The sequence below is a fragment of the Ramlibacter sp. AN1133 genome (assembly GCF_037890035.1).
GTDB lineage: Bacteria > Pseudomonadota > Gammaproteobacteria > Burkholderiales > Burkholderiaceae_C > Ramlibacter.
Genome location: NZ_JBBKTQ010000041.1, coordinates 24,843 through 34,870, shown reverse-complemented (window position 1 = coordinate 34,870; position 10,028 = coordinate 24,843). Strand labels below are relative to the sequence as shown.

The 10,028-nt window shown below is 68.2% G+C and carries 11 protein-coding genes and 1 tRNA gene; 11 read left to right on the top strand and 1 reads right to left on the bottom strand.

Annotated features, from left to right (window positions below; all coding sequences use genetic code 11):
• Positions 1–109 precede the first annotated feature (109 nt).
• A complete protein-coding gene (locus tag WG923_RS29525; RefSeq protein WP_340354615.1) occupies positions 110–472 on the bottom strand; it encodes an Hsp20/alpha crystallin family protein in 363 nt (120 codons plus the stop codon).
• Positions 473–613: 141 nt separating this feature from the next.
• On the opposite strand from WG923_RS29525, the gene WG923_RS29520 reads away from it, so the two are divergent.
• From WG923_RS29520 to WG923_RS29470, 11 genes are all read left to right on the top strand, one after another.
• Positions 614–1,882 carry a branched-chain amino acid ABC transporter substrate-binding protein gene (locus WG923_RS29520; protein ID WP_340354614.1) on the top strand — a complete coding sequence of 423 codons (1,269 nt, stop codon included), beginning with the start codon at positions 614–616 and terminating at the stop codon, positions 1,880–1,882.
• 10 nt (positions 1,883–1,892) lie between these two features.
• Positions 1,893–3,047 carry a pyridoxal phosphate-dependent aminotransferase gene (locus tag WG923_RS29515; RefSeq protein WP_340354613.1) on the top strand — a complete coding sequence of 385 codons (1,155 nt, stop codon included), beginning with the start codon at positions 1,893–1,895 and terminating at the stop codon, positions 3,045–3,047.
• A 96-nt stretch (positions 3,048–3,143) separates the two neighbouring features.
• Positions 3,144–3,407: a 30S ribosomal protein S15 gene (gene rpsO / locus WG923_RS29510; protein ID WP_340354612.1), complete on the top strand. Its 264-nt coding sequence runs from the start codon at positions 3,144–3,146 to the stop codon at positions 3,405–3,407.
• A 188-nt stretch (positions 3,408–3,595) separates the two neighbouring features.
• Positions 3,596–5,923 (top strand): polyribonucleotide nucleotidyltransferase, encoded by a 2,328-nt coding sequence (gene pnp, locus WG923_RS29505; protein WP_340354611.1) that lies wholly within the window; start codon positions 3,596–3,598, stop codon positions 5,921–5,923.
• Positions 5,924–5,933: 10 nt separating this feature from the next.
• Positions 5,934–6,923 (top strand): NAD(P)H-quinone oxidoreductase, encoded by a 990-nt coding sequence (locus WG923_RS29500; protein ID WP_340354610.1) that lies wholly within the window; start codon positions 5,934–5,936, stop codon positions 6,921–6,923.
• A 7-nt stretch (positions 6,924–6,930) separates the two neighbouring features.
• The gene (gene tpiA / locus WG923_RS29495) at positions 6,931–7,692 is read left to right on the top strand and encodes a triose-phosphate isomerase (RefSeq protein WP_340354609.1); all 762 of its coding nucleotides are present in this window, start codon (positions 6,931–6,933) and stop codon (positions 7,690–7,692) included.
• A 22-nt stretch (positions 7,693–7,714) separates the two neighbouring features.
• The gene (secG, locus tag WG923_RS29490) at positions 7,715–8,140 is read left to right on the top strand and encodes a preprotein translocase subunit SecG (protein WP_340354608.1); all 426 of its coding nucleotides are present in this window, start codon (positions 7,715–7,717) and stop codon (positions 8,138–8,140) included.
• 138 nt (positions 8,141–8,278) lie between these two features.
• Positions 8,279–8,363 (top strand) — tRNA-Leu (locus tag WG923_RS29485).
• Positions 8,364–8,421: 58 nt separating this feature from the next.
• Positions 8,422–8,793 carry an NADH-quinone oxidoreductase subunit A gene (locus WG923_RS29480; protein WP_340354616.1) on the top strand — a complete coding sequence of 124 codons (372 nt, stop codon included), beginning with the start codon at positions 8,422–8,424 and terminating at the stop codon, positions 8,791–8,793.
• 44 nt (positions 8,794–8,837) lie between these two features.
• Entirely contained in the window at positions 8,838–9,317 is a 480-nt protein-coding gene (locus tag WG923_RS29475; RefSeq protein WP_340354607.1) for a NuoB/complex I 20 kDa subunit family protein, read from the top strand.
• A 13-nt stretch (positions 9,318–9,330) separates the two neighbouring features.
• A complete protein-coding gene (locus WG923_RS29470; protein ID WP_340354606.1) occupies positions 9,331–9,945 on the top strand; it encodes an NADH-quinone oxidoreductase subunit C in 615 nt (204 codons plus the stop codon).
• Positions 9,946–10,028 lie beyond the last annotated feature (83 nt).

Genomic DNA, 10,028 nt, shown 5'->3' with positions numbered 1-10,028 from the left:
TGTCGGGACGCCCCCGGAAAGCAAGAGAGGGCGCTACACGCGCCCCCTCTGGATCCCCGCCTTCGCGGGGATGACGGTGCCCCCCACCTACGCAGGGGACGACCGCAAGTTACTGCACCGCAATCTGCCGCGCCGTCACGACCGGCTTCTTCTTGCCGACCGTCAGCGTCAGCACGCCGTTTTCCAGCTTGGCGCTCGTCGCTTCGGTGTCGATCTCGGCCGGGAACTCGTAGGCCGCCTTGTACTGGCGCGGGGCGCCTTCCACGGTCTTGACGCTCACGACGGTGCCGTCGACGTCGATGGCGATCTGCTCGCGCGTCACGCCGGGCACGTCGAGCGACAGCGTCCAGGCGTCGTCGGTCTGTTCCACCTTGGCGCCACGGGCGACGGGCTGGAACACGGAGTCGGTGAGGAAGCGCTCGAAGCTGCGGTCGAAGGCGCGATGGGTGCGAAGGGCCGGGGCGAACAACATGATCGATACTCCTGTGGGTGATGGCTTCGGGGCGCGGCGCCGTCCCCGGTGCCTGTCCCTTAAACTTTGCGGCTCTCGCATCCGATCGCCGTCTGGTCCCCATCTGCGCACCAGCCACGGCATTTCAAGAGATTTCCAGGCATGAAAATTCTTCGGCGCACGGTCTTGAAAACGGCCGCCGCAGCTGCATTTCTCCCCGCTTGCGCCCGCGCGCAGGGCCCCGCACCCGTCAAGCTCGCGATGATCGAGGGCCTCTCGGGCGCCAACGCGAACGGCGGGGAGGCGGTGTTCCGCAACCTCGCGTGGGCTGTGGAACGCGTCAACCAGCGCGGCGGCGTGCGCACCCGCGCGGGCGCCCGGCCGCTGCAGCTCGATCGCTACGACAGCAAGGGCCAGATCGAGGAGGCGCTCTCCGCCCTGCGCTCGGCCATCGACGACGGCGCCCGCGTCATCCTGCAAGGGAATTCCTCGGCCGTCGCCGCCGCGCTGATCGAGGCGGTGAACAAGCACAACGAGCGAGAGCCGGAGCGCCGCGTGGTGTTCCTCAATTACTCCGCCGTCGACCCGATCCTCACCAACGAGAAGTGCAGCTTCTGGCACTTCCGCTTCGACGCCCATGCCGACATGCGCATGGCGGCGCTGATGTCGGTGCTGCGCGAGGACCGCGCAGTGCGCTCGGTCTACCTGCTCAATCCCGACTACAGCTTCGGCCAGGCGGTGCAGCGCGAGGCACGCCGCCAGCTCGCCGCGCAGCGCCCCGACGTGCAGGTGGTGGGCGAGGAACTGCACCCGCTGCTGCGCATCAAGGATTTCGCCCCCTACGCGACCAAGATCAAGGCGAGCGGCGCCGACGCCGTGATCACGGGCAACTTCTCCAACGACCTGACGCTGCTGGTGAAGGCGGCGCGCGAGATCGGCTTCGAGGGCCGCTTCTACACCTTCTACGGCAATGCGCTGGGTGCGCCGGCGGCGATCGGCGAAGCCGGCGTGGGCAAGGTGCTGGCGGTGGCCGAGTGGCTGCCCAACCTGCCCACGCGCGACAGCGAGGCCTTCTACCAGTCGTTCCGCCAGCGCTTTCCGCGGCCGGCCGACGACTACGTGCACATGCGCATGCAGATGGTGGTCGAGGCGCTGGCGCAGGCGATCGAGCGCGCCGGCACCGTCGACGCGGTGCCGCTGGCGCTCGCGCTGGAGCAGGTGCAGGTGAACTTCGCCGGCCAGACGGGCCGCATGCGCGCTGGGGACCACCAGTTCCAGCAGCCGCTGGTGGTGGGGCTGATGGACCGCCAGGGCACGCCGGGCGTGCGCTTCGATGTCGAGGGCTCGGGCTACGGCTTCCGCACGGTGCGCGTCCTCGCCCCGGCCCAGGCGGAATTGCCCCACGCCTGCAGGATGGTCCGCCCGGCCTGAGAATCCCGTCATGCGCGATACCGTCCTGAATCTCGAGGAATCCAAGATCCGTGAAGTGGCCAACGCCGGCATGGGGCGCGGCGACGTGCTGCCGTTCTGGTTCGGCGAGAGCGACGAGCCGACGCCGGAGTTCATCCGCGAGGCGGCGATCGCGTCGCTGCGCGCGGGCGAGACCTTCTACGCCCACAATCTGGGCCTGCCGGAGCTGCGCCAGGCGATCTCCGCCTACGGCTCGAAGCTGCACGGACCGATCGCCACGGACCGCATCGCGGTCACGTCCGGCGGCGTGAACGCGCTGATGCTCGCCTGCCAAGCCGTGGTGGATGCCGGCGACGAGGTGGTGGTGGTCACGCCCGTGTGGCCCAACCTGCCGGCGCAGGCGCGGATCATGGGCGCCAGGCTCAAGCCCGTGCCGCTGGTGCCGAAGGAGGGCGCCTGGACACTCGACCTGCAGCGCCTGCTGGACGCGATCACGCCGTCCACGCGCCTGCTGATCGTCAACGCACCGAACAATCCGACCGGCTGGACGCTGTCGCGCGCCGAGCAGGAGGCGATCCTGGCGCACTGCCGCCGCACCGGCACCTGGATCCTGGCCGACGAGGTGTACGAGCGGCTGTATTTCGAGCCCACGCCGAATGCCTGCGCGCCGAGCTTCCTCGACGTGGCGCAGCCGGAGGACAGGCTCGTGATCGCGCACAGCTTCTCCAAGAGCTTCCTCATGACCGGCTGGCGCCTCGGCTGGCTGGTGATGCCGCCGAACATGACGCACCACATGGGCAAGCTGATCGAGTTCAACACCTCCTGCGCCAGCGTCTTCACGCAGCGGGCGGCGGTTCAGGCCATGCAGCGCACCGACGAGGTGACGCCGCGGGTGGTGGCGCACCTGAAGACCTGCCGCGACACGCTGGTGCCGCTGCTGCAGGGCCTGCCCGGGGTGGAACTGAGTCCGGCCAAGGGCGGCATGTACGCCTTCTTCAAGCTGGACGGGTTCGACGATTCGCTGGCCCTGGCCAAGCGGCTGGTGGCAGAGGCGGGAATCGGGCTGGCGCCAGGGAATGCCTTCGCGCCCGAGGCGCAGGGGTGGCTGAGGTGGTGCTTCGCCTCGAAGGACGTGGCACGGTTGAGGCAGGGCGTGGACCGGCTGGCGACCTGGCTGGCGCGTTGACGCTATAATCCCCCGGTTCTGCTTCTCGCAGAGCGCACGTACGGCCGCACATTCCAGCAGGCCGCACGCAAGTCAACAACTTTCAAAGGAATCACGATGACCGCCATCAACAAGGCAGAAATCGTCGCCGCCAATGCGCGCGGCACGAACGACACCGGCAGCCCGGAAGTGCAAGTCGCGCTTCTCACGGCCCGCATCAACGAGCTCACCCCGCACTTCAAGACGCACGCCAAGGACCACCATGGCCGTCGCGGCCTGCTGCAGCTGGTGAACCGCCGCAAGCGCCTCCTGGCCTACCTGAAGGACAAGGACGCCCCGCGCTACACGGCCCTGATCAGCAAGCTGGGCCTGCGCAAGTAAGCAGTCCCCGCTGAACGGACGCCTGAGACGGTTCGCGTAACTGGCTCAGGCGTTTTTCACTTCGGAGCGGCCGCGACCGGATACGCGCTGTGTCATTCCTCGGGGGCTTGGGTCCCCGAGCCCCCGAGGAATGGCATCGTGTTCGGCCCCACGCCCCTCCGACCCATCGAGAGAAAAGAGGACACGCCATGAGCATCTTCAACAAGGTCACCAAGTCGTTCCAGTGGGGCAACCACACCGTCACGCTGGAAACGGGCGAGATCGCCCGCCAGGCCGGCGGCGCCGTGCTGGTCAACATCGAGGACACCGTGGTGCTGGCCACCGTGGTCGCCTCCAAGACCGCCAAGCCCGGGCAGGACTTCTTCCCCCTGACCGTCGACTACATCGAGAAGACGTACGCCGCCGGCAAGATCCCCGGCAGCTTCTTCAAGCGTGAAGCCAAGCCCTCGGAACTCGAGACGCTCACTTCGCGCCTGATCGACCGCCCGATCCGTCCGCTGTTCCCCGAAGGCTTCTACAACGAAGTCCACGTGGTGATCCACACCGTCTCGCTGAACCCCGAAGTCGATGCCGACATCGCCGCGATGATCGGCGTGTCCGCCGCGCTGTCGATCTCCGGCATCCCGTTCAACGGCCCGATCGGCGCCGCCCGCGTGGGCTACGTCAACGGCGAGTACGTGCTGAACCCCGGCCCGACGGCCCGCAAGATGTCCGACCTCGACCTGGTGGTCGCCGGCACCGAGGCCGCCGTGCTGATGGTGGAGTCCGAAGCGCAGCAGCTGTCCGAGGAAGTGATGCTGGGCGCCGTGGTGTTCGGCCACGAGCAGGGCAAGATCGCGATCAACGCGATCCACGAGCTGGTGCGCGAAGCCGGCAAGCCGGTGTGGGACTGGCAGGCGCCGGCCCGCGACGAGTCCTTCGAGTCCAAGGTCCGCGCGGTGGCCGAGGAGAAGATCCGCGCCGCCTACCAGATCCGCTCCAAGCAGGCCCGCACCCAGGCCCTGCGCGACGCCGCCGCCTCGGTGGAAGCCGACCTCACCGCCCAGGGCATCGCCTTCGACCCGGTGAAGGTCGAGAACCTGACCTTCGAGATCGAGTCGCGCATCGTGCGCAGCCAGATCCTCTCCGGCGAGCCGCGCATCGACGGCCGCGACACCCGCACCGTGCGCCCGATCGAGATCCGCACCGGCGTGCTGCCCCGCACCCACGGCTCGGCCCTCTTCACGCGCGGCGAGACGCAGGCGCTGGTCGTCGCCACGCTGGGCACCGAGCAGGACGCGCAGCGCATCGACGCGCTGGCCGGCGAGTTCCAGGACCGCTTCCTGTTCCACTACAACATGCCTCCCTTCGCCACCGGCGAGACGGGCCGCATGGGCTCCACCAAGCGCCGCGAAGTCGGCCATGGAAGGCTGGCGAAGCGGGCGCTGATCCCGGTGCTGCCCTCCAAGGAGGAGTTCCCCTACGTGATGCGCGTGGTCTCCGAGATCACCGAATCCAACGGTTCGTCCTCGATGGCCTCCGTGTGCGGCGGCTGCCTGTCGCTGATGGACGCCGGCGTGCCGCTGAAGGCGCACGTGGCCGGCATCGCCATGGGCCTGATCAAGGAAGGCAACCGCTTCGCGGTGCTGACCGACATCCTGGGCGACGAGGACCACCTCGGCGACATGGACTTCAAGGTGGCCGGCACGGTCAACGGCGTGACCGCCCTGCAGATGGACATCAAGATCCAGGGCATCACCAAGGAGATCATGCAGGTCGCGCTGGCGCAGGCCAAGGAAGCGCGCATGCACATCCTGGGCAAGATGCAGGAAGCGCTGGGCACCGCCAAGTCGGACGTGTCCACCTGGGCGCCGCGCCTGTACACGATGAAGATCAACCCCGAGAAGATCCGCGACGTGATCGGCAAGGGCGGCTCCGTGATTCGCGCGCTGACCGAGGAGACCGGCACGCAGATCGACATCGCGGAAGACGGCACCATCACCATCGCCTCCACCGACGCCGGCAAGGCCGAAGAGGCGAAGAAGCGCATCGAGCAGATCACCGCCGAAGTCGAAGTCGGCAAGGTCTACGAAGGCCCGATCACCAAGATCCTGGACTTCGGCGCGCTGGTCAACCTGCTGCCCGGCAAGGACGGCCTGCTGCACATCAGCCAGATCGCGCACGAGCGCGTGGAGCGGGTCACCGACTACCTGACGGAGGGCCAGGTCGTGCGCGTGAAGGTGCTCGAGACGGACGACAAGGGCCGCGTGAAGCTGTCCATGAAGGCGCTGGCCGACCGTCCGGAAGGCATGGAAGACCGCCCGCGCGAGCCGCGTGGCGATCGTGGTGATCGCGGCGACCGTGGCCCGCGCGGCGAAGGCCGGGGCGACTATCGCGGTGGCGACCGTGGTGACCGCGGCGACCGGGGCGACCGTGCCCCGCGCGAATCGCGTGAATCCCGTGAGCCGCGCGAGCCGCGCACCGAGCCGCAGCAGGAGTCCGGCGGCAACACGCCCGAGGGCGGCAGCCAGCAGTAAGGCGGCTGCCATGAAGGCCATCGAGATCACGCAATATGGCGCGCCGGAAGTCCTGCGCGCCGGGGAGCGCCCCGACCCCGTCGCGGGCGCCGGGGAACTGCTGATCCGCGTCACGGCGAGCGGCGTGAACCGCCCCGACGTGCTCCAGCGCACCGGCAACTACCCGGTGCCGCCGGGCGCATCGGACATCCCCGGCCTCGAGGTCGCGGGCACGATCGTCTCCGGCGACGCGCAGGCGATGAAGGAAGCGGGCCTGAAGGCCGGTGACCGCGTCTGCGCGCTGGTGGCCGGCGGCGGCTACGCGCAGCTGTGCGTGGCCCCGGTGGGCCAGTGCCTGCCGGTGCCCAAGGGCCTGTCCGACATCGAGGCGGCCTCGCTGCCCGAGACCTTCTTCACCGTCTGGAGCAACGTGTTCGACCGTGGCCGGCTGCAGCCGGGCGAATCGTTCATGGTCCAGGGCGGCACCAGCGGCATCGGCGTCACCGCGATCCAGCTGGCCAAGGCCATGGGCGCCGGCAAGGTGATCGCCACCGCCGGCTCCGACGACAAGTGCAAGGCCTGCGTCGATCTTGGCGCGGACCATGCCATCAACTACAAGACGCAGGACTTCGCCGAAGAAGCGAAGAAGCTCACCGACGGCAAGGGCGTGGACGTGATCCTCGACATGGTCGCGGGCGGCTACATCGACCGTGAAGTCAAGTGCGTGAACGAGGACGGCCGCATCGTGATCATCGCGGTGCAGGGCGGCACCAAGAGCGAGTTCAACGCGGGCCTGGTGCTGCGGCGCCGGATCACGATCACGGGCTCCACGCTGCGTCCGCGCCCGGTTGCGTTCAAGGCCGCCATCGCGCAGTCGCTGGCGAAGAACGTCTGGCCGCTGATCGAGGCCGGCAGGATCAAGCCGGTGATCCACAGCACCTTCCCGGCGGCGGAGGCGGCGAAGGCCCACGCCCTGATGGAATCCAACCAGCACGTCGGCAAGATCGTCCTGACCTGGTGAAGCGAACATGAAGAAGAAACTGATTGCCGGCAACTGGAAGATGAACGGCAACCTGGAGGCCAACGACGCGCTGGTGCGCGCGCTGGTGGCGGGGATGAAGGACGCGCCGTGCGACGTCGCCGTCTGCGTGCCGGCGCCGTATCTCGCGCAGGTGCAGATGCTGCGCCACGGCGCGAAGCTGGAACTGGGCGCGCAGGACGTCTCGCAGCACGCCAGCGGCGCCTACACCGGCGAGGTGTCGGCCGCCATGCTGCGCGAGTTCGGCGTGCGTTACGCGATCGTCGGCCACTCGGAGCGCCGCCAGTACCACGGCGAAAGCGATGCGCTGGTGGCGGAGAAGGCGAAGGCCGCGCTGGCGCAAGGCATCACGCCGATCGTCTGCGTCGGCGAGACGCTGGCCGAGCGCGAGGCCGGCCGCACCGAGGAAGTCGTCAAGCGCCAGATGGCCGCCGTGGTCCACGTCAACGGCCATTGCATCAGCGAGATCGTGGTCGCCTACGAGCCCGTCTGGGCCATCGGCACCGGCAAGACGGCGACGCCCGAGCAGGCGCAGCAGGTGCATGCGCTGCTGCGCACGCAGCTCGCCGCCGCCACGCCGCAGGCCGAGCGCGTGCACATCCTCTACGGCGGCAGCATGAACGCGGCCAACGCGGCCAGCCTGCTGGCGCAGCCGGACATCGACGGCGGCCTCATCGGCGGAGCATCGCTCAAGGCGCCCGATTTCCTTCAGATCATTGCCGCGGCCCGCGCCTCGAACGCGCCCGCGTGACCACAACAACGGAGTATTTGGAATGAACGTCTTGTTGACCATCGTGCTGGCCCTGCAGATGCTGACGGCCCTCGGCATGATCGGCCTCATCCTGCTGCAGCATGGCAAGGGCGCGGACATGGGCGCGGCCTTCGGCAGCGGCGCCTCGGGCAGCCTGTTCGGCGCCAGCGGCAGCGCGAACTTCCTCTCGCGCACCACCGCCGTCCTGGCGGCGGTCTTCTTCGCCTGCACCCTGGTGCTGGCTTATTTCAGCCACAGCGTGAAGCCGGTGGCGAGCACCGGCAGCGTGCTGGAGCGCACGGCCCCCGCGGCGGCCCCCGCAGCTTCGGCCCCCGCGCCGGCCAGCCAGATCCCGAGCGGCGGCACGCCCGTTCCGGCGCAGCAGGGTCCCGCGACGACCGCACCGGCCGCCCCCGCCTCCGGCGCGGCCCAGATCCCGACCAAGTGATCTAGGTCAAGCAAGGGCCACTGTCGCTTCACCCCGGCAGTGGCGACTCCGATTGCGAGTACACTTGGTGGTTGTCCGGATAGGCGAAGTGCTCCAATGGAGCGCACTCCTCGGAAGCCTTGCGGACAAGTAGTTTCAGCCGACGTGGTGAAATTGGTAGACACGCTATCTTGAGGGGGTAGTGGCGAAAGCTGTGCGAGTTCGAGTCTCGCCGTCGGCACCAACATAAGAGCCTGCCGGGCACGCACCCGGCGGCGCACAAAGCGCGGACCTTGCCGAAGATGAACCTCGACCAGTACCTCCCTGTCCTCTTGTTCATCCTTGTCGGCGCAGGTGTCGGCATCGCTCCCCAGGCCATGGGCTGGCTGTTCGCCAAGGGCATGGGCGTGCAGCGCCCCGACGCCGCCAAGAACGCTCCCTACGAATGCGGCTTCGAAGCCTTCGAGGACGCGCGCATGAAGTTCGACGTGCGCTACTACCTCGTGGCGATCCTGTTCATCCTGTTCGACCTCGAGATCGCCTTCCTCTTCCCGTGGGCGGTGGCGCTCAAGGAAATCGGCCCCGTGGGCTTCTGGGCCATGATGATTTTCCTGGCCATCCTGGTCGTGGGTTTCGTCTACGAATGGAAGAAGGGTGCGCTCGACTGGGATTGACCCCATCGCATCCGCCTCCCGCTTCCTATTCACGAGAGAGTTTTATGGCAAACCAGGGCATTCTTGAAAAAGGTGTCGTGACCACGACCGTGGACACGGTCATCAACTGGGCGAAGACCGGCTCGCTGTGGCCGATGACCTTCGGCCTGGCCTGCTGCGCGGTGGAGATGATGCACGCCGGTGCCGCGCGCTACGACATCGACCGCTTCGGCATGCTGTTCCGCCCCAGCCCGCGCCAGTCCGACCTGATGATCGTGGCCGGCACGCTGTGCAACAAGATGGCCCCGGCGCTGCGCCGCGTGTACGACCAGATGGCGGAGCCGCGCTGGGTGATCTCCATGGGCACCTGCGCCAACGGCGGCGGCTACTACCACTACAGCTACTCGGTGGTGCGCGGCTGCGACCGCGTGGTGCCGGTGGACGTGTACGTGCCCGGCTGCCCGCCGACGGCCGAGGCCCTGCTGTACGGAATCATCCAGCTGCAGCAGAAGATCCGCCGCACGCAGACCATCGCCCGCGCCTGAAGGAAGACACCAGATGATCCCGGCCCCCGTGAGCCCCGCGCCCGAAGCCGTGCGCGACACCGTCGCTGCCGCCCTGGGCGAACGGGCCCGGAGCGTCACGCTCCAGCTCGGTGAAGTCACCGCCATCGTCGCCGCCCGCGACTACCACGAGGCCGCGCGCATCCTGCGAGATACCCCGGGCTGCCAGTTCGAGCAGCTGATGGACCTGTGCGGCGTCGACTATTCCGAGTACGGCATGGGTACCTGGGAGGGCGCGCGCTTCGGCGTCACCTCGCACCTGCTGTCGGTGAGCCTGAACCAGCGCGTGCGCCTGCGCGTGTTCTGCCCCGACGACGACCTGCCGGTGGTGGACTCCGTCACGGATCTCTGGAGCGCGGCCAACTGGTTCGAGCGCGAGGCCTTCGACCTGTTCGGCATCGTGTTCGAGGGCCACTCGGACCTGCGCCGCATCCTCACGGACTACGGCTTCATCGGCCATCCCTTCCGCAAGGACTTCCCGGTCTCCGGCCACGTCGAGATGCGCTACGACCCCGAGAAGAAGCGCGTGGTCTACCAGCCCGTCACGATCGAGCCGCGCGAGATCACGCCGCGGATCATCCGGGAAGACAAGTACGGGGAGCTGCAGTGATGAATACCCATACCGGACGCAGAGGACGCCAAGGGTACGCAGAGGACGCAAAGGGAACATCCTTGAAAGGTCTTCTTTGCGTC

Coding starts and splice junctions, on each gene's coding strand:
- WG923_RS29525 (WP_340354615.1), bottom strand. CDS start 472: ATGTTGTTCGCCCCGGCCCTTCGCACCCATCGCGCCTTCGACCGCAGC.
- WG923_RS29520 (WP_340354614.1), top strand. CDS start 614: ATGAAAATTCTTCGGCGCACGGTCTTGAAAACGGCCGCCGCAGCTGCA.
- WG923_RS29515 (WP_340354613.1), top strand. CDS start 1,893: ATGCGCGATACCGTCCTGAATCTCGAGGAATCCAAGATCCGTGAAGTG.
- rpsO (WP_340354612.1), top strand. CDS start 3,144: ATGACCGCCATCAACAAGGCAGAAATCGTCGCCGCCAATGCGCGCGGC.
- pnp (WP_340354611.1), top strand. CDS start 3,596: ATGAGCATCTTCAACAAGGTCACCAAGTCGTTCCAGTGGGGCAACCAC.
- WG923_RS29500 (WP_340354610.1), top strand. CDS start 5,934: ATGAAGGCCATCGAGATCACGCAATATGGCGCGCCGGAAGTCCTGCGC.
- tpiA (WP_340354609.1), top strand. CDS start 6,931: ATGAAGAAGAAACTGATTGCCGGCAACTGGAAGATGAACGGCAACCTG.
- secG (WP_340354608.1), top strand. CDS start 7,715: ATGAACGTCTTGTTGACCATCGTGCTGGCCCTGCAGATGCTGACGGCC.
- WG923_RS29480 (WP_340354616.1), top strand. CDS start 8,422: ATGAACCTCGACCAGTACCTCCCTGTCCTCTTGTTCATCCTTGTCGGC.
- WG923_RS29475 (WP_340354607.1), top strand. CDS start 8,838: ATGGCAAACCAGGGCATTCTTGAAAAAGGTGTCGTGACCACGACCGTG.
- WG923_RS29470 (WP_340354606.1), top strand. CDS start 9,331: ATGATCCCGGCCCCCGTGAGCCCCGCGCCCGAAGCCGTGCGCGACACC.